This is a genomic window from Acetobacter tropicalis, from assembly GCF_001580915.1.
Classification (GTDB): domain Bacteria; phylum Pseudomonadota; class Alphaproteobacteria; order Acetobacterales; family Acetobacteraceae; genus Acetobacter; species Acetobacter tropicalis.
Map to the genome: position 1 here is coordinate 65524 of NZ_LHZQ01000215.1, position 18727 is coordinate 84250.

Here is an 18727-nt window from a genome sequence, read left to right on the forward strand (position 1 = left end):
GCCTTATTGCACACCCGGTTTCAACACATAGCCACGCCCACGAATGGTATGCAGAAAGCGCGGTTCACGTGGGTCTGGTTCGATACGGCGACGCAAACGGGTGACCTGCACATCTACAGCCCGTTCGCCAATTTCAGCCATATCAAGTGCTCTGGCAATTTCGTCTCGCGTAAAAACCTCGTTGGGACGACGCGCAAGCACGGACAGCAGAGCAGCCTCTCCCCCCGTGAGATGAATGTTTCCTTCCGGGCCGGAAAGCAGCGCCCGCACCGGATCAAACTCCAGTTCACCCAGCCGGATAATCCGCAGATTATCGGTGGCGGGCGCAGGTGCCAGACGCCGCAGATGGGCCTTGAGCCGCAAAAGAAGTTCCCGAGGCTCAAACGGCTTTCCTAAATAATCATCCGCACCGGCTTCAAGCCCGGAAATACGGTCTGCCGGCTCACCTCGTGCTGTCAGCAGCAGGATGGGAAATTCTTGCCCTGTATCGCGCAAGGCCCGCGTGAGTTCGAGCCCGTTTTCTCCCGGCATTGTCACGTCCAACACCATGGCATCCGGCTGAATTCCCCCCAACGCCTGGCGTGCCTCTGCTGCACTGGCCGCCACGCTGATCCGAAATCCATGCTCGGACAGGTAACGTTGGAGCAAACGTCGCAGTCGCGGATCATCATCCACAACAATCACATGCGGCGCCATTCCTTCTTCCTGCATGATATCATCGCGCAGATTATGAACCATGGCGTCCCTTCTTTCGTCCGGCGGCATCCTCAGCCACCAATGTGCGGCTGCTTTCAGAGAGCATGCCCCACATCACACGGCGGAACCCTTCCACCGCAGCACCACCAGCTTCCCGATACGCAGCAACCAGCCGGTGCCGCACCACGGCAAACAAACACGCCTCAACACTCTGGCCTTCTTTGCTCAGCCTTAAAAGCCTCTGCCGCCGGTCTCGCATGCAGGACTCGCTTTCCAGATATCCCCGTTCGGTCAACTCCCCCAGCGTGCGCCCGAGGCTTTGCTTGGTCACGCCAAGAATCTCCTGCAGACGGCTGACAGAAAGACCGGGGCTAAAAGCCAACACCTGCAACACCCGATAATGCGCCCGCCCCAGAGACCGCTCCGCCAGAATCGGCTCCATGGCTTCCGCCATGTCCCGCCCTGCCAACAGCATCATGGTCTGGGCCAGCCGAATCTGTTCTTCCCTGAGAAAAAGGAGTCCTGCCCCGGCGTCATCACTCGGACGATACCCACTCATCCCGCTGTTCCTGCGCGTCTGTCAGGCTGATGTCGCATAAGGCTCGGGCTGTCTGACGGGCTGAAGGCCCCCGGTCAGACGCGCCTTAAGGCGGCCCAGCCGCAGCACACCGGCCAGACGCCGTTCAACAAACGCCGCCAGATCGGCCTCATTTTGTCCACGGGAGAGCCAGTAGAGAAGCGTCGCGCCATATACCGTGCCCAGAGTGAGCCGCTTGGTCATGTAAGTCATGCCCGACGAATCGTCCTGCGCCGCCTGCCAGATGGCATTCACGGTACGCATCAGGGAACGGCGAAGCGCACCCCGACCGCATGGCGCAGCCAGAACGCCAAAACCTGTTTTCGCCCCACTCCGCATGGCCGGATCAACGGGTAACCGCAGCAGAAGCGCCTGTTTGACACGCTGACTGAGGCGAGGCTCCTCGGTATCCGCCATGGCGGCAATCATGTCCCGGTCACACAGGTCAGACCAAGCCTCTACCATTTCCACAGGCCCGCCGGGAAAAAGCAGGTCAGCCTCAGGCCCGGCGACATCCCGCAGTACCGCGAGACTCCAGCCCCGCTCTCCGGCAACGGAGGCAAGTTTTTTCAGGGCCGTATCACGCACAGGGTCCCGTTCTATCGCAGCTGGCATGCTGCTCGTTGCAAGCCCGGCTACCGCCAGAGACACTGCCTGCTGCACTTTCCCGCTCCACCCGCTCATGCCCGCACTCCATATCGCGCCATTTCGGCCTCAAAACCCAACTTGCCAAGATCCGTCATCCGCATGGGATAGAGAATCCCGTTCAGATGGTCCATTTCATGCTGCATGACATGCGCCCGGAATCCGGAGGCCACACCCTCCACGCGATTTCCTGTTCTGTCGTAACCAGCATAGCGGACCCGCTTGTAACGCGGCACTTCGCCCCGCCATCCGGGAATGGACAGGCATCCTTCAAACCGCGGAATCATCTCTTCATCCACCGGTTCAAGCTCAGGATTGATGATCACCTGCACATCCAGGGCAGGATCGTCCACTCCTTCGCTCCGACTTTCCGGAACAGAATAGAGAAAAAGCCTTTTCGAAACATGAACTTGTGGCGCGGCCAGCCCTACACCGCCAGCATCAGCCAATGTTTCTATCATATCATCAATAAGGCGCTGAATATCTGGCGCGGTGCCATCTTCCACCTCCTCCGCCTTTTTCAGCAACACAGGATGCCCCATCCGGGCAATTTTCAGTACAGCCATTCCACACTCCCTTTCTGAAAGAACTGTGTCACAAGAGTTTGTTGGCAAGAAGCAAGAACGAATTGTGTATTTACATCAGCCCGTGCTATAGACGCCGCCAATAGAGGAATCGGCAGCGCGCTGGTGCTGGATCGGTTCTTTTTTCATATCACTTCAAAACCGGGGTTATCCGGGTTTTCTGAAACAGGGGTTAGTGGCCAAGTGCACGTTCTCGTCCGTGACAACAATGTCGATCAGGCTCTCAAGGCACTCAAAAAGAAAATGCAGCGCGAAGGGATCTTCCGTGAAATGAAGCTGCGTCGTCATTTTGAAAAGCCGTCCGAGCGTAAAGCCCGTGAGTCTGCTGAGGCCGTGCGCCGCGCTCGCAAAATGGAACGCAAGCGTCTGGAACGCGAAGGCTTCTAAGCTTCCGCTTCATACGCCAGAAAAAGGCCGGTGCACCGCAAGGTGCCCGGCCTTTTCTTTATGGAGCAAACCCTCTCTGCCCCACTGTCTCAAACCGGCCCCTTGGAAGACAGGGGCCAGTTGTCAGATCATTCAGTGTGCATCCATCAGCCGATGAGACAGATAGACGGCTTCCAACGCACGCTCATGGGCCACTTCCGGCGCATTGACTGTACCGGAATGACCTCCCTCAATATCTTCATAATAGAAGAACGGCTTGCCCAGAGCTTCCAGCCGTGCCGCAAATCGGCGGGCATGAACCGGCCCCACCCTGTCATCACTCGTGGCCGTAAAAATAAATGGTGTGGGGTAAGTCACCTCAGCCTTGAGATGCTGCACGGGTGATATCTTTTTAAGAAAAGCTGCCTCTGCAGGAACGGACATGGACCCATATTCATCCGCCCACGATGCCCCGGCAGACATGGTTTCAAAATGTTCCATATCCAGCAGCGGCACACCAATAATCACCGCGTTCCACATATCCGGATGCTGCACCATCTGCACACCCGCCAGCAAACCACCATTAGAACGCCCCCGAATACCGAGGTGACGCGGCGTGGTTATTTTCCGTGAAACCAGATCCTGCCCCACTGCGGCAAAATCATCATAAACGCTCTGTCTGCCTGATTTACGGCCAGCTTCATGCCAAGCAGGTCCAAACTCCCCCCCGCCACGGATATTGGCGACAACATACACACCGCCGCGCTCCAGCCACAGCTTGCCGATTTCCGGCGCATAGGTGGGCGTATAAGATACCTGAAAACCACCATATGCTGTCAGCAGCGTGGGGTTGGCCCCACTCAGTTTCATGTTCTTTCTGTGCACCACAAAATAAGGAATACGTGTTCCATCTGTGGACTTCGCCCAGAACTGCTCCGTGGTCAGGCCCGCCGTATTGAAGCGCGCAGGTGCTGCCTTCACCTTACGGGGAACCGTTGTCTCATCCACCAGCCAGAGTTGTTGGGGCTCAAGATATCCCTCCACGCTCAGATACGCGGTATCTGAGGCGTGATCTGTCGTCACGATATGAATGGAGGTCATGTCTGGCAGATCCAGCGCCTCACCATTCCATGGACGCCCCGGCTGCATTTCCGTAAAGCGCATGGCGCGACCGCGCACGTTATCAAACAGACTGACCAGAACCGTATTTTTGGTCACCCCCACTTCATCAATGGATTGGGACGGCCCGGGGGTAAAAATAACTTCCACACCGTTCTCCGGTGCTGCCGGGTCTATGGAGACCAGACTGCCCGCTGGCACCACGGGCAAGCCCTGAGGATGCCAGTCTTCCTGAACGGACAAAACAAGACGCCCCTTCAGCAGACCATGAATTTCACTTTTGGCGGGCACGGCGAGCCAACGCAGTTTATCGCCTTCAACCACCGCATAATGAGTTTCAAAAAACGTCACGTTGCGCTGGATTATAACCAGTTTATGGCCGTCTCCATCCGTCAGCACCATGGGGGAGACAATCATGTCTGATTTCTCACCCCGGTACAGTTCAACAGCCTGCCCTTCTGGGCCACCGCGCACCATCTTCTTCACAACAAACGGATAACCGGATGGCGTGAGGGTCGTGCCTTTTCCATCCCAATCCCGCGCCAGCAGGATCGTATCCTGATCAACCCACGCCGCCGTCTGCTTGGAACGTGAAAAAACAAAGCCGTTGGGCACAAACTGCCCTGTCTTTGTATCGAACTCGCGCAGGGTGTTGGCATCCTCGCCCCCGTTAGAGAGCGTTACCAGACAATGCTCATCTTCCGGGGCGAGGCAGTCAGCCCCTTCAAAAACCCAGTTCATGTGCTCCTTGGCTGCCAGAGCATCCACATCCAACCGGGTCTGCCATTTTGGCTGCTTTGTCAGATAGGAAGACCGATTGGTCATCCGCCACAATCCATGAGGATGATGTGCGTCCTGCCAGAAATTCCAGATATCTCCGCCCAGAATCTCCGGCATGGCAAGGCGGTCTGACGCCTGAAGAACTGATAGCGTATTTTTATAGAACCCTTGATAACGCTTGTCTTTTTCAAGAGTTGACGTTGTATGATGGTTCTGCGCCCTGACCCAGGCCAGCGCTTTTGCTCCGTGAATGTCATTCAGAAAAGAGGCGTCTTTTCCCATCCCGTCAGTTTGAGCAACCCCGTGACTTGCTGCCCCTGCCATAACAAGCGCTGATGCCGCGCATGTCAGTATCCAACGTCCAAGACGCATCAAGACTGTCCTCTTATTCTGCTGTCACATTTCAACGGGTTTTATTTTGTATCGGAAAGAAGACAATTTGTCTTGGCCTTCCCGTTCTGCACCCTCCTTGTGGCCATGACACAAAGAGGGGAGAATAGAAAACGGAAGGCATTTTATCCTTCCGTTTTTCATGCTTCCAGAGTGATATCCGGAAAGCAAACGCTTTTATTTCTGGAACTTGTCCAGTTCACGCACAATGGCTTCACCCATAACGGACGTGCCAACGCGGGCCATACCTTCGCTCATGATGTCCGCCGTACGCAGGCCACTGGCCAGTACGTTGGAGACGGCATCTTCAATCAACTGCCCTTCTTCCTGCAAATCAAAGGAATAACGCAGCAACATGGCGAAGGAGAGGATCTGCGCAATCGGGTTGGCAATGCCCTGCCCGGCAATATCCGGCGCACTGCCGTGGATAGGTTCATACAGTGCGGGTGTTTTGCCATTAGCGCCCGGCGCGCCCAGCGTGGCGGAGGGCAGCATGCCCAGGCTGCCGGTTAGCATGGAAGCCAGATCAGACAGCAGATCCCCAAACAGGTTGCCGGTAACAATGACATCAAACTGGCGCGGGTTACGCACCAACTGCATGGCGCAGTTATCAGCCAGCATGTGGGAAAGCTCCACATCCTGATATTCACGTGTGTGCAGGTCTGTCACAACCTCTTTCCACAACAGGCCGCTTTCCATCACGTTGCATTTTTCAACGGAACAGACACGGCCAGAGCGCTTGCGGGCCAGATCAAAGGCTACACGGGCAACGCGCTCAATTTCTGATGTGGTATAAACTTCCGTATTGATCCCACGCTTGCTGCCATCAGGCAGGGTTTCAATCCCGCGCGGGTTACCGAAGTAAATACCCCCCACGGTTTCACGCACGATCATAATGTCCAGCCCGCGCACCACATCGGGTTTGAGGGTACTGGCGTCCACCAGAGCATCAAACACCTTGGCGGGGCGCAGATTGGCGAACAGGGCCAGTTCCTGACGCAGCTTGAGGATCGCCAGTTCAGGGCGCTTTTCAAAACCCACATGGTTCCAGCGCGGGTCACCCACGGAACCGAACAGCACGGCATCCGCAGCGCGTGCCTTTTCAATCACTTCATCACGGATGGGCTCACCGTATTCGGCCAGAGAAGCCCCACCCACCAGATCTTCTGTAATCTCGAAAGAGAGCCCCCGCTTTTCTTCCAGCCATGTGATGATACGCCCGACTTCGCGCATTACTTCCGGGCCAATCCCGTCTCCGGGCAGAACAAGCAGCTTTTTGGCTGGCTGAGCAGTCATGGGGTTCTCCAAGCTCATCAATCGAAGGAAATTTTGGGCATCCAGGGCAGTTCCTTGGCTACGCTGCTTTCAAAGGTTTCAATCTCACCCTCATGTTTAAGCGTCTGACCAATATCATCCAGCCCCTCCAGCAACATATGCTTGCGGAACGGATCAATCTCAAACGGCACTTCCTGCCCATCGGGACGGATAACAACCTGACGCGGCAGATCAACCGTCAGCTTTGCATTGCTGCCCATGGCGGCATCCGCCATCAGCGCATCACACACCTCACGCGGCAGGCGAATGGGCAGAATGCCGTTCTTGAAGCAGTTGTTGAAAAAGATGTCCGCGAAAGAGGGCGCAATAACGCAACGGATACCAAAATCAAGCAGAGCCCACGGCGCATGCTCGCGTGAAGAACCACAACCCAAATTGTCATACGTGACAAGAATTTCAGCCTGACGCCACGGCTGCTTGTTCAACACAAAATCAGGATTTTCAGAGCCATCCGGCAGGTAACGCATGCTGTCAAACGCATGTTTGCCAAGGCCCGTGCGGCGCGTGGTTTTCAGGAAGCGGGCCGGGATGATCTTGTCTGTATCAATATTGGCTTCCGGCAGCGCCGCAGCCACAGCAGACAGAACCGTGAACTTATCCATTATGCCAGCTCCCTTACATCCGTCAGGCAGCCTGTAACAGCCGCGGCCGCGGCCATGGCGGGAGAGAGCAGATGCGTCCGCCCACCGGGTCCCTGACGCCCTTCAAAATTACGGTTGGAGGTGGAGGCACACCGCTGGCCCGGCGTCAGCCGGTCAGGGTTCATACCCAGACACATGGAGCATCCTGCCTCACGCCATTCAAACCCGGCATCAAGGAAGATCTTGTCCAGACCTTCCTCTTCCGCCTGCCGCTTCACCAGACCAGAGCCGGGCACAATCATGGCCCGCACACCGTCTGCCACCTTGCGGCCTGCAGCCACTTCAGCGGCTGCGCGCAGATCTTCAATCCGGCTGTTGGTGCAGGAGCCGATGAAAACAACATCAACCGGTGTTCCGGCAATTTTCTGCCCAGCTTCCAGCCCCATATAGTCCAGCATGCGCTGCATCTGGACACGCTTGGCTTCGTCTGGTTCCTGAGCAGGGTCAGGCACAGTGGCGGTAATGGGCAGCACGGTTTCCGGGCTGGTGCCCCATGTCAGGCTGGGTGCGATATCTTCCGCCCGCAGCGTCACTTCCGTATCAAAATGCGCGCCTTCATCTGAAGAAAGCGTGCGCCAATACGCCACGGCCTTTTCAAAATCGTCCCCTTTGGGGGCAAACGGACGACCGCGCACATATTCGAACGTCACATCGTCAGGCGCAACCAGACCAGCACGTGCCCCTGCCTCGATGGACATGTTGCAAATGGTCATACGGCCAGCCATATCCAGCCCGCGGATGGCAGACCCGGCAAACTCGATCACATGCCCGGTGCCGCCTGCCGTGCCGATATGCCCGATAATGGCCAGCATAACATCCTTGGCGGAAACCCCAGCCCCCAGCGTTCCTTCCACAGTCACGCGCATGTTCTTGGCGGGACGCTGCAGAATGGTCTGCGTGGCCATGACATGCTCAACTTCGGACGTACCGATGCCGAAGGCCAACGCCCCCATGGCGCCGTGGGTTGAGGTATGAGAGTCCCCACACACAATGGTCATACCCGGCAGGGAAATGCCCTGCTCCGGCCCGACCACGTGCACAATGCCCTGATTGGCGGACAGCAGCGGAATATACGGCACGCCAAATTCCTTGACGTTCCGTTCCAGCGTTTCAATCTGATTGCGGCTTTCCGGCTCTTCAATCGGCTGCGTGCGGTCAGATGTCGGCACGTTGTGGTCCACAACGGCAACTGTCATTTCCGGGTGACGCAGACGGCGGCCAGCAAGACGCAGGCCTTCAAACGCCTGCGGGCTTGTCACTTCATGGAGGAGGTGACGGTCAATATAAAGGATAGAGGTGCCATCCGGCAGAGTCTCGACAACATGGTGGTCCCAGATCTTGTCGAACAACGTACGCGGCGCCATGGCCCTCCCCTTTCGTGAAACAGTGCGGATTCGCGCAGAGGCATCTGCAATACCACAACCAGCAGAGCAAGGCTTATGCTTCTGCGGTGTTCATCCAGCCATGATGCGGCATGCTGGACGGAAGGCAAAACAGCTATCTGACAGACGAAAAGAACCGCGCCTTCATCTTCTCAGCATCGCAAAGACCCGGCGGGCACAGGCCCGACCGGGTTTTGAAAAGTCAGACCAGCCAGCAGGCTGGTCAGCCTGTTTTTAGTTGGCAGCAGCAGCCGGTGCCACAACGTCACGCGGACGTTCAGCAATACGGGCAGACTTACCGCTACGGCCACGCAGGTAGTACAGCTTCGCGCGACGCACTTTACCGCGACGCACAACCTTGATTTCAGCAATGGTCGGCGCATACAGCGGGAACACACGTTCCACACCTTCACCATTGGAGATCTTGCGCACGGTGAAGTTGCTGTTCAGACCCTTGTTGGAGCGGGCAATCACCACACCTTCAAAAGCCTGCAGACGCTGGCGTTCACCTTCAACAACGCGAACGGAAACGCGAACGGTGTCACCCGCAGCAAATTCCGGCACGGCGCGCTGAGCTGTCAGACGCGCGATTTCGGCAGCTTCATACTGCTGAATAATGTTCATATCCGTATCCTTCCTCAAACCCCAGTTCGGCCTGACTGTCCGGACCTTCCGGCAGCAGCCTCATTTCTTTCCCTGCGATCCAGCCAGGCAGACCACAGGTCCGGCCGTCTTTCCCGCGTTATTTCTTCAGCCTGTTTCTGCCGCCATGCCGCAATTGCCGCATGATTGCCAGAGAGCAGGACTTCCGGCACGTCTCGCCCGTCCCATGATGCAGGGCGGGTGTAATGGGGATATTCCAGCAGCCCGTCGGAAAAACTTTCCTCCACGCCGCTTTCATCACTTCCCATAACACCGGGCAACAGCCGGACACATGCGTCCAGCAACACCAGAGCAGCCGTCTCACCCCCGGAAAGAACATAGTCTCCGATGGAGACCTGTTCGATACCCCGGGCTTCAAGCACACGCTCGTCCACGCCTTCAAACCGCCCGCACAGCAACACCACACCGGGCCCCTGCGCGTAACGACTGACGTCCTGCTGACGCAGAGGGCGGCCACGGGGCGTTAAAAACACGCGCGGCGCACCTTCCGGAGCCTGAATGGCAGACAGTGCGGCATCAACCACATCCGCCCGGATCACCATGCCTGCTCCACCGCCAAACGGCGTATCATCAACAGCACGATGCCGCCCCAGACCATGCTGGCGCAGATCATGCGTCTGGCATGACCACACACCACCACCCAGCGCCCGCCCGGCCAGAGACAACCCCAACGGCCCCGGAAACATTTCCGGAAACAGTGTCAGGATTGTTGCCTGCCAGCTCACGCTGAAGGCTCCGGCGTTTTGGGGCTACCGACACCACGTCCTTCTTCACCCGCAACCTCTACAGGGCGGATAACGGTCAGAACACGGTTGGCCTGATCAATCTCCGGCACGCAAGCCCGCGTAAACGGAACCAGCATCCCCCCGGCAAGCTCCAGACTGGCTCCGGCACCGTAATCATGCACCATGACCACCTGCCCCAGAGACTGTCCGTTTTCCCGTGCCTCCATGCCAATCAGATCAGCATGGTAGAATTCTTCCTCTTCCGGCTCGGGCAGAGCATCGCGCGGAACGTAAAGACGCGTGTTCACCACCCCTTGCGCTGCCGTACGGTCCGCCAGTGCCTGCCCCTGCGCATCACGCAGTTCGGCCACACCATCAGCCCCACGCCACCGCAAAGACCAATTACGGCCTTGATCATCCACCAGAGCCTTGAACCCCTCAAGTGCCGCAGGATCATCCGCATAGCTGTGCACGCGCACAAGGCCGCGCACACCATGGGGTCTTCCTACAACACCTATCAGGATAAGGTCAGGACGCATGATCCGGTCTGCTCAGTGCTTTTCAGACTCAGGCAGCGGCTTCAGCAGCTTTGGCAGCAGCTTCTGCGCGAGCCTGTGCCTTCTTCTTCGGCGCAGACTGCTTGGGCTGTTCTGCATAAGCAGGCTTCGGAGCCAGACCAGCGTTACCCAGGAAGCGGGCCACACGGTCCGTAGGCTGTGCGCCCTGAGACAGCCAATGCGTGATGCGTTCGTTCACCAGACGCACGCGGTCTGCGTGGTCAGACGGCAGCATCGGGTTGTACGCGCCAACCTTTTCAATAAAACGGCCATCACGCGGGGAACGGCTGTCTGCCACAACAATGTGGTAGTACGGACGCTTTTTTGCACCTGCGCGGGCAAGACGAATTTTAACACTCATTCAGATCACTCCAAACCCAGAAAAACTTGAAAGAGAAACAGGCCGCTTAGCGGAAGGGACGGCCACCACCCGGCGGCCCTCCTCCCATTCCTTTAGGCATGAGCGCGGACATTCCCTGGCGCATGAGACCTTTCACGCCCAGCTTGTTAAAGCGCTTCATCATGTCGGACATCATATCAAACTGCTTGAGCAGCTTGTTGACTTCCTGAACCGTGGTTCCAGACCCGGCGGCAATACGCTTCTTGCGGGATGCCTTGATAATGGCAGGCTTCTTCCGCTCGCCCTTGGTCATGGATGAAATAATGGCGAGGTGCTTCTTGAGGACGGACGTATCCAGATCCTTGTCCCCCAGCGCCTCTTTCAGCTTTCCCATTCCGGGCAGCATGCCAACAATGCCGGAGATAGACCCCAGCTTGTTGATCTGCCGAATCTGGGACGCATAGTCATCAAGATCGAACTTGCCGGCCATCATCTTCTTGGCCAGGCGTTCGCCTTCTTCATGATCCAGCGTATCAGCCGCTTTTTCCACCAACCCGGCAATGTCACCCAGACCGAGGATACGGCCAGCAACACGTTCGGGATGGAATTCTTCCAGCGCATCCAGCTTTTCGCCAGAGCCAGTCAGTTTGATTGGCGCGCCGGTAATGGCCTTCATGGACAGGGCGGCACCACCGCGCGCATCACCATCCATACGGGTCATGACAACGCCGGTCACACCAACAGCCTCATTAAAGGCCTTGGCAGTGTTCACGGCATCCTGCCCGGTCATGGCATCCACAACCAGCAGCGTTTCGGCGGGATGGGTTACAGCACGAACCTGCCGCACTTCTTCCATCAGCGCTTCATCAATGGACAGACGGCCTGCGGTGTCGAGAATGACAACGTCAAACCCTTCACGCCGGGCGGTATCCAACGCGCGATGCGCAATTTCAACCGGTGTCTGGCCCGCGACAATCGGCAGAGACGGCACACCGGCCTGCTCTGCCAACTGCGCCAACTGCAACTGCGCAGCAGGACGCTGCGTATCAAGAGAGGCCAGAAGCACTTTCTTGCGTTCACGCGTTTTCAGGCGCAGCGCGATCTTGCCGGATGTGGTGGTTTTACCAGAGCCCTGCAAACCCACCATCAAAATGGGCACGGGCGGCACGGCATTCAGATTGAGCGGGACGGCACCAGCGCCGCCCAGCGCATCAATCAGGGCATCATTGACAATCTTGGCAACGGCCTGACCGGGGGAAATGCTTTCCAGCACCTCCGCACCCACTGCACGCTCTTTAACCTTGTTGACGAAATCCTTGACCACAGGCAGCGCAACGTCTGCGTCCAGCATAGCCAGACGGACCTCGCGCATTGCCTCCATAACGTCAGCTTCTGACAGCGCGCCACGTTTGGCGAGTCCATCAAAAACTCCGGAAAGCCTGCCTGAGAGAGCCTCGAACAATAGCGTACCACCCCATAAGAAAACGCGCCACTGCGCGAACACTCGCGGGGTGGCGGTCCTGAATTGGGGAAGGGGTTAAGCCACCCCTTCCCATGAGTCAAGAAACTTCTGTCTGTTACTTGCTGGCGTCAGTCGGTTCCGGATGCTGCACTTCTCGCAACTGCTCCATCAGATCCCGGATTTTGGTCTGACGGGCCTTGATCTGCGCAAGTTGATCATCTGTCAGCACATCATGAATACGCTCGGCCACATCAAGATGACGGGCTTCCTGCTGGGCCCGCAAAGAGGCCTGCTGCTGAAGCAGGGTGTTGATCTGGTCCTTGTTGATCGGGCCCGGCGTTGTCAACTGATCCTGGATCTGCTCATGGAGCTTCCCCATGTCATTACGGATGCTGTCCGTCTGATCCTGATCGTGCGCATCGCTCAGAATGGCGTCGATCTTCTTGCGCTGCTGCTTGGTCAGGCTGATCCCTTCCAGCATGTCAGGACCACCCTGCGCGCTCCACAACGAAGATCCACCATGAGCACCCTTGGGCGGATGGGGCGGTCGGGCATTGGCGGAGGCAGGCAGCACGGCGCAGAGAAGCCCTGTCACGGCAGCCGCAGCGAGAAATCCATTTTTGTATGACATCTGGTTGCAAACCTTTCCTGAAAATCCCGTTCGTCACGCATCCGCAGGCCTATTGTTCTGCGCATACCCTTTGCCGAGCGATCATAAACCAGCAAAAGGCTTTTTACGTCATGGAATAAAGAATAACCACTATCGGGATAATACCAAGCAGAAACCATGATCCCATGGCGCAGGTTGCAAAAAGATGAGCGGCACGCGCCTGCACGCGCGCTTTTCCACCGGATGATGACATACGCTGACGTAGCATATCGTCTGTATCAGAGTCAGATCGCATCACGTTCTCCTTATCTGGCAACATGACAGCATAGTTGCAGGTCGTTCATTCTTCCTGCTGCATGACCTAATGCGATCTAGAAACACACCGCGGCAAATTCATGGCAATACCGACAAATTGCCGAAGCCTCTCTGCTTTGCCCCGTTAGTTCTGGCGCGACAACGCCAGAAACCGGGCTGCATCTGACACTTCACGTACCAACGCTGCGATACGGTCCGTTATTTCCGTATCTTCTCCCCACCGTTGCATCTGCGCACGCTCATCAAGCGTTGCGCATGCCACCAGTGTTTCCGGATCGGCCTGCTGTTCTACCAACGCCAGACCCAGCACAAGGCTGCCAAGTGCCGGCACGGCTACACTTAACGCAGCAAGCTGTGCTGGCGTTGCCTGCTCAAGCACGCGCCGCAGTGCATTAAATGTTTCTGCCGGCTGAGCGATGGGCATGATGCCCTCGGAAACCTCAAGCGGTGCATCAAACCTCTTGCAGCACCAGTCCAGCCACGGCGTCCATTGCTCCTTCTGCAACCGCGCCAGATCGGACCAGTTTTCGGCCCGATAGCACAGCAGGTCACTCCCGGCGTATGCGAGCAGGCTTTCCACCACCCCTTCCCGTTGGGCGGGAATACGTTCAAGCATGGACCCCACGATACCGGTAAGCGGCAGATCTTCCGGCCGAAAGAGCCCCCCCGCTTCCTTACCTGCTGCCTGCCATTCCTCTGCCAGCGCGTCTGCCAGCGCCCGGCTTTCTACCCGCAACGGCGTGCGCTCCGGCAACCTTACGGGCCTGCCGTCAAGCTGCACGGCGTAGCCTGTCCCATCGGGCACCACACTGGCCTGCTTCCAGAAGCGCTTGCGCCCAGCCGATGCCGCTACGGCCTTTGCATTTTCACTCACTTGAACAATCCCAGCCCGCGCAACATGTTCATAACCTTCCCTTCCTTCCCCGCCTTTGGCGCAGAAGGGGCCGGGCCTGCGCCCCCTTCCCGTGCGGAGGAAAGCAGGGCTGGGCAATTATCCCCGCCGCCGTCATCCCCACCGATATTGATGCCATAACGGCCGCCATAAGTGGGGTCCATCTGCGGCACGGGGGCAGCAAATGTACCTGTCACCCGCACGTCAGATGCGGCGGATGCGCCCCCCAGCGCCACGCGGGGCGAGAGATGCAGATCAAGCGCCTGATTTTCCAACCCCACAGTCCCGTGGCCATGCAGAGAGAGAAAATCACTCTCCAGCCCCAGCATATCCACTCGGGCCACCCCATCACCCACCTGCATGTGGGTGCCAAAGCAGCGCACGGGCATTTTTCCTTTAAGCGGCACATTAGGCCCCAGAAGCGTGCGCAACGCCGGCCCACCAATGCTACCATCTACAACAGATGCGCCGATGTGCCCCGTGATTGTCCGGCGCTGGGTAGAGGCATCTGTTCCCTGAACAGATACAGCCCCCACCACTGTCATAACGCCTTGCAGAAGCGCGGGTGCACCAGTCCATTCCTGCACAAATTCAACCGGCAACATCACCGGGTGCGCCGCCATATCAATCTGCGGCACAGCGCCCGAGGCATCATAGGCAAATCGGCCTGACTGCTGAACGCCAGAGCCTTCTGCCTTGATCGGGTCCGCCGTCAGTTTACCGTTCTGCACGGTGACATGGGCGGAAACCTGGGTCCATGTCAGCCCTCGCCACACCACCTGCGGGGCCTGCACATCCACTGCCGCCGTCACCCCACGGATAACCTGTTGCACGTCATGCTCATGCACCAGCGCCAGGGTATTCGCAGCCTCTACATGGCCGTCTACCTTCAGATTTTCCACGGTGGGGCGGCCATCTCCCAACGCCAGATGATCCAGCACACCATGGCCATCCAACGTGGACCGACCTCCGCCCAAGGTACCCGCCACCCGAAGGCTGGAGGCCCCATCCATGATCATCAGATCCGCAGGCATATCGGTCTGCTCTGGGTTGAGCGCCAGCGCCGTGATCTGCGCCAGTGTGCCAACCGTGCCCCGCAGGCCCAGCGCCTGCGCACCCAGCTTGCCATCGACCAGCACGGCCAGCCGATCTTCCGGGCGGGTGGCATCCAGGGTCATGCGGCTTATCGCAGCCCCCGGCACAAGACGGCTGGCATCAACCGGCCCCGTGCGCACATGCAGTCCCTGCACCTGTGGCTGATCGCCCTGACCACCAATTATGGCATCAATGGAGATATTCTGTCCGTCTGGCAGCGCGGCGTGCGGGAAGAAGGTTTCCAGCGTTTGAAGCTGCCCCACCGAACTGCCAAAGTTCAGCGTGTAGGTCCGCTTTCCATCAGGGTCGGCAATAGTGCCATCCAGATGCGCAAGCCCGGCAGGATGCCCATCTACAGTAAAGGTCATTCTGGCCTGCACTGGCAGAGTCTGCGCTGCATCAGGCAGAAGCTGGCCTGTTTGGGCGGTCAGCAGGAACTGCCCCTTGCCCTTGCTTGCCTTGACCTCGAACTCGGGCTTGCTGCCTTCAAGATTGCTGGCCCGAACCACATCAAGCGGTAACCATCCTGACCGATGCCGCAGCATATCCTGCCATTGCACATCAGCCTTGGTGATATGCACACCTGTCACGCCCAGATTCCAGTGCATGGAACCAGAAGACGGCTTGCCGGGTGTTGTATCCTGCGTGGTCTCGGGTCTGGGGGTAAAATGCCAGTCAGCCCGGCCATCCATCAAACGCCGCACAGAAATATGCGGCTCAATAATGCTTACATCATTCAGCACGATCCGATGATGAAAGAGCGGCATGAGCGCCAGCCGGGCGCGGATTTCGCCTGCGGTGAGCATATCCGGCCCGCCCTCTTCCACGCCGGAAAACCGAACACCTCGGGCTTCCACCCAAGGGAATGGCAAAATCCAGACATGCAGATGGTCAATGGCCAGATGGCGGCCCGTCCGGGCTTCTACTGCCTCGGTCAGCCTGACACGCATCCAGTTTGCATCCTGCATGGAGGACACAACGCTGCCGCCCCCCACCAGAAGCACAGCAGCACCGGCCAGCAGACCCAGCTTCCATTTCAGCCGCATAGACGTCTCTCCTGATAGCGAAGCCCTGCCCCTTTACCCGCCCCGGCGGACAGGCTTGGGCGTTGAACCCGGCGTAAAGCCCAGAGCACGGAAGGTCTCACGCATATGCGGCGGCAATTCGGCTGTGACCACCAGGCGTCCTCCCGCAGGGTGCGGCATGTCCAGTTCACGGGCATGCAGATGAAGCTGATCCTTGAACCCGTCCACATGCGCGGTTGCACCGCCATATTTCGGGTCACCCAGAATGGGCGTGCCAAGGGACTCGCAATGAACGCGCAACTGATGCGTACGGCCCGTAAGCGGCGAAAGAGCCAGCCACGAGAACTTTCGCGCCGCGGCATCCACCACCTCGTATGTGGAGCGCGCATATTGCGCATCCTCATCCTTGCGGTCTGCCGCCACCATAATAGCATTGGCACCCGCGCCCAGCCGGGCCAGAGGCTGATCAATTTCACCAGCCAGCGGATCAGGACGGCCGACCACAACGGCCCAATAAGTTTTTTTCACATCGCGCCCACGGAACGCCTCCGCCAGCTTTGCGGCCACACCCGGAGTCCGGGCCAGCAGCAGCAGGCCAGAGGTATCCCTGTCGATGCGATGCACAAGCCGGGGGCGCGGATCATCCGCTTCCGCCCGCAGGCCATCCAGCATCATATCCACATGCTTGGTAATGCCGGGGCCACCCTGCACAGCCAGACCGGCAGGCTTGTTCAGCACAATCACCTGCTTGTCCTGATACAGGACCATACCCTTGATTTCACGCACCAGTCGTTCATCAAGCTGACGAGGCGTATCTGGCGCTGGTTTAACAGCCTTGGGGATAGGCGGCACCCGCACGGACTGCCCCGGTTGCAGGCGTGTAGAAGCCTCCACACGTTTGCCCTCCACCCGAATCTGCCCTGTACGGCACAGTTTCTGGAGCGCGCCCTGCGTTAAATGCGGGTAATGGCGGCGGAAATAGCGATCAAGGCGAATGTCCGCCTCGTCCTCGCTTACGGTCAGAATCACAACACTCATGGCACGATATTCACGACTGACGCCGATCCCGCAAGCGGGCCCATGTTTCAAGCCGGTGCCGAACCTCCCGTTCATACCCCCTGCCGGTAGGATTATAGAAGGTCTGACGCTTCATCCCGTCCGGAAAATAATTCTGGCCGGAGAAGCCTTCTTCCGCGTCATGATCATATTCATACCCCTTGCCGTAGCCGATATCCTGCATCAGCCGTGTGGGTGCATTCAGAATATGGGCTGGCGGCATCAGGCTGCCTGTCGCCTTGGCGGCACGGCGCACCGCACCATAAGCTTTATAAACGGCGTTTGATTTGGGGGCCGTGGCCAGATGCACCACAAGCTGGGCCAGCGCCAGTTCCCCCTCCGGCGAACCAAGCCGTTCGTACGTTTCCCATGCGGCAATAGCCAATGGCAGGGCGTGCGGGTCTGCCATCCCAACATCTTCCGCAGCAAAGCGTGTCAACCGGCGGGCCAGATAACGGGGGTCCTCCCCGCCTTCCAGCATCCGGGCGAACCAGTACAACGCCGCATCGGGGTCTGACCCACGTAGAGATTTGTGCAGGGCGGAAATCAGGTTGTAATGTTCTTCACGGTCCCGGTCATACAACACGGCCCGCTTGGCCAGCAGCCGGGCGAGTGCCTGCGCATCCAGCGGCTGTTCCGTTTTCAGGCTGAGAAGCTGCTCAACCATGTTCAGCAGATAACGGCCATCCCCGTCCGCCATGGCACGCAATGTGGCGCGGCCTTCTTCCGTAAGGGGGAGCGGCCGACCCGTTTCCTCTTCTGCGCGCACCAGCAGGGCTTCCATAGCGGAATCGTCCAGCCGGTTCAGCACCATTACCTGACAGCGCGACAAAAGTGCCGAGTTCAATGCAAAGGACGGATTCTCGGTTGTCGCCCCGACCAGCACAATGGTGCCGTCTTCCACCACGGGCAGAAACCCGTCCTGCTGGGCACGGTTGAAACGATGAATTTCATCTACAAACAGCAGTGTACCGCCACCGGATTCCGCCTGCCGCCGCGCATTTTCAAACGCTTTTTTCAGGTCTGCCACGCCGGAAAACACGGCTGAAAGCTGTACAAACTTCAAACCTGCCGCCTGTGCAAGAAGGCGGGCAATGGTGGTTTTCCCCACACCCGGGCCGCCCCACAGAATCAGACTGGCCAGAGAGCCTCGTTCCAACATGCGGGTAAGGCTGCCATCCGGCCCCAGCAAATGGCCCTGCCCCACCACATCTTCCAGCCGGTTGGGCCGAAGCCTGTCCGCCAGCGGTTGGTTAGGGGCAGGACGTGCCGAGGCAGACATGGCAGCATCAAAATTCGGCGGAGGTGCATCTTCCCCAAAAAGATCTCCCGCCATGGGCGTTGTCCGCCGTGCCGCCATACCCTTATCGCCTTGTTCTGTCCTGGTCCGCGTTACTGCCCCTGCTTTGCAAACAGCCGACGCAGTTTGTCATTCGGTAATCCCCCCATTTTTAGTCGGGCGTTGAATGAGA

Annotated in this window: 20 protein-coding genes; 1 reads left to right on the forward strand and 19 read right to left on the reverse strand. The window is 58.2% G+C overall.

The window, feature by feature from the left end; all coding sequences use genetic code 11:
- Positions 1 to 3: 3 nt before the first annotated feature.
- From AD944_RS11800 to def, 4 genes are read right to left on the reverse strand one after another with little or no spacing between them, the layout of a single operon-like run.
- A complete protein-coding gene (locus tag AD944_RS11800; protein ID WP_035380925.1) occupies positions 4 to 738 on the reverse strand; it encodes a response regulator in 735 nt (244 codons plus the stop codon).
- Complete coding sequence (locus tag AD944_RS11805; protein ID WP_045542243.1) at positions 728 to 1255, reverse strand: MarR family winged helix-turn-helix transcriptional regulator; 528 nt, start codon at positions 1253 to 1255, stop codon at positions 728 to 730. Before AD944_RS11805 ends, AD944_RS11800 begins: the two co-directional genes overlap by 11 nt.
- Positions 1256 to 1276: 21 nt before the next feature.
- A complete protein-coding gene (locus AD944_RS11810) occupies positions 1277 to 1957 on the reverse strand; it encodes a ubiquinone biosynthesis protein COQ9 (RefSeq protein ID WP_045542244.1) in 681 nt (226 codons plus the stop codon).
- On the reverse strand, positions 1954 to 2484 hold the full coding sequence (gene def / locus AD944_RS11815) for a peptide deformylase (protein ID WP_035380931.1): 531 nt from the start codon (positions 2482 to 2484) through the stop codon (positions 1954 to 1956). The genes AD944_RS11810 and def overlap by 4 nt, the downstream gene beginning before the upstream one ends.
- A 201-nt stretch (positions 2485 to 2685) precedes the next feature.
- Between def and rpsU the strand changes: the two genes are divergently transcribed.
- Positions 2686 to 2889, forward strand: coding sequence for a 30S ribosomal protein S21 (gene rpsU, locus AD944_RS11820; RefSeq protein WP_006557524.1), 204 nt, complete (start codon positions 2686 to 2688; stop codon positions 2887 to 2889).
- Positions 2890 to 3021: 132 nt separating this feature from the next.
- On the opposite strand, the gene AD944_RS11825 is transcribed toward rpsU, so the two are convergent.
- From AD944_RS11825 to AD944_RS11895, 15 genes are all read right to left on the reverse strand, one after another.
- On the reverse strand, positions 3022 to 5139 hold the full coding sequence (locus tag AD944_RS11825; RefSeq protein ID WP_236709196.1) for a prolyl oligopeptidase family serine peptidase: 2118 nt from the start codon (positions 5137 to 5139) through the stop codon (positions 3022 to 3024).
- Between the two features lie 195 nt (positions 5140 to 5334).
- A complete protein-coding gene (gene leuB / locus AD944_RS11830) occupies positions 5335 to 6453 on the reverse strand; it encodes a 3-isopropylmalate dehydrogenase (protein WP_045542259.1) in 1119 nt (372 codons plus the stop codon).
- Between the two features lie 17 nt (positions 6454 to 6470).
- Positions 6471 to 7094, reverse strand: coding sequence for a 3-isopropylmalate dehydratase small subunit (leuD, locus tag AD944_RS11835; protein ID WP_006557527.1), 624 nt, complete (start codon positions 7092 to 7094; stop codon positions 6471 to 6473).
- Positions 7094 to 8497: a 3-isopropylmalate dehydratase large subunit gene (leuC, locus tag AD944_RS11840; protein ID WP_006557528.1), complete on the reverse strand. Its 1404-nt coding sequence runs from the start codon at positions 8495 to 8497 to the stop codon at positions 7094 to 7096. Before leuC ends, leuD begins: the two co-directional genes overlap by 1 nt.
- A 252-nt stretch (positions 8498 to 8749) precedes the next feature.
- Positions 8750 to 9139 carry a 50S ribosomal protein L19 gene (rplS, locus tag AD944_RS11845; RefSeq protein WP_006557529.1) on the reverse strand — a complete coding sequence of 130 codons (390 nt, stop codon included), beginning with the start codon at positions 9137 to 9139 and terminating at the stop codon, positions 8750 to 8752.
- A 14-nt stretch (positions 9140 to 9153) separates the two neighbouring features.
- The gene (trmD, locus tag AD944_RS11850) at positions 9154 to 9903 is read right to left on the reverse strand and encodes a tRNA (guanosine(37)-N1)-methyltransferase TrmD (protein ID WP_045542245.1); all 750 of its coding nucleotides are present in this window, start codon (positions 9901 to 9903) and stop codon (positions 9154 to 9156) included.
- Positions 9900 to 10442: a ribosome maturation factor RimM gene (gene rimM / locus AD944_RS11855; protein ID WP_045542246.1), complete on the reverse strand. Its 543-nt coding sequence runs from the start codon at positions 10440 to 10442 to the stop codon at positions 9900 to 9902. The genes trmD and rimM overlap by 4 nt, the downstream gene beginning before the upstream one ends.
- A 28-nt stretch (positions 10443 to 10470) precedes the next feature.
- Positions 10471 to 10821, reverse strand: coding sequence for a 30S ribosomal protein S16 (gene rpsP, locus AD944_RS11860; RefSeq protein WP_006557532.1), 351 nt, complete (start codon positions 10819 to 10821; stop codon positions 10471 to 10473).
- A 46-nt stretch (positions 10822 to 10867) separates the two neighbouring features.
- Positions 10868 to 12262 carry a signal recognition particle protein gene (ffh, locus tag AD944_RS11865; protein WP_035381070.1) on the reverse strand — a complete coding sequence of 465 codons (1395 nt, stop codon included), beginning with the start codon at positions 12260 to 12262 and terminating at the stop codon, positions 10868 to 10870.
- A gap of 115 nt (positions 12263 to 12377) precedes the next feature.
- Entirely contained in the window at positions 12378 to 12893 is a 516-nt protein-coding gene (locus AD944_RS11870) for a Spy/CpxP family protein refolding chaperone (protein WP_006557534.1), read from the reverse strand.
- Between the two features lie 103 nt (positions 12894 to 12996).
- Positions 12997 to 13167 carry a hypothetical protein gene (locus AD944_RS11875; protein WP_156105420.1) on the reverse strand — a complete coding sequence of 57 codons (171 nt, stop codon included), beginning with the start codon at positions 13165 to 13167 and terminating at the stop codon, positions 12997 to 12999.
- 144 nt (positions 13168 to 13311) lie between these two features.
- Positions 13312 to 14061 carry an ATP12 family chaperone protein gene (locus AD944_RS11880; RefSeq protein WP_045542247.1) on the reverse strand — a complete coding sequence of 250 codons (750 nt, stop codon included), beginning with the start codon at positions 14059 to 14061 and terminating at the stop codon, positions 13312 to 13314.
- On the reverse strand, positions 14058 to 16220 hold the full coding sequence (locus tag AD944_RS11885) for an AsmA family protein (RefSeq protein ID WP_045542248.1): 2163 nt from the start codon (positions 16218 to 16220) through the stop codon (positions 14058 to 14060). The genes AD944_RS11880 and AD944_RS11885 overlap by 4 nt, the downstream gene beginning before the upstream one ends.
- 33 nt (positions 16221 to 16253) lie before the next feature.
- On the reverse strand, positions 16254 to 17237 hold the full coding sequence (locus AD944_RS11890) for an RluA family pseudouridine synthase (protein ID WP_006557539.1): 984 nt from the start codon (positions 17235 to 17237) through the stop codon (positions 16254 to 16256).
- Between the two features lie 10 nt (positions 17238 to 17247).
- Positions 17248 to 18615: a replication-associated recombination protein A gene (locus AD944_RS11895; protein ID WP_045542249.1), complete on the reverse strand. Its 1368-nt coding sequence runs from the start codon at positions 18613 to 18615 to the stop codon at positions 17248 to 17250.
- Positions 18616 to 18727 lie beyond the last annotated feature (112 nt).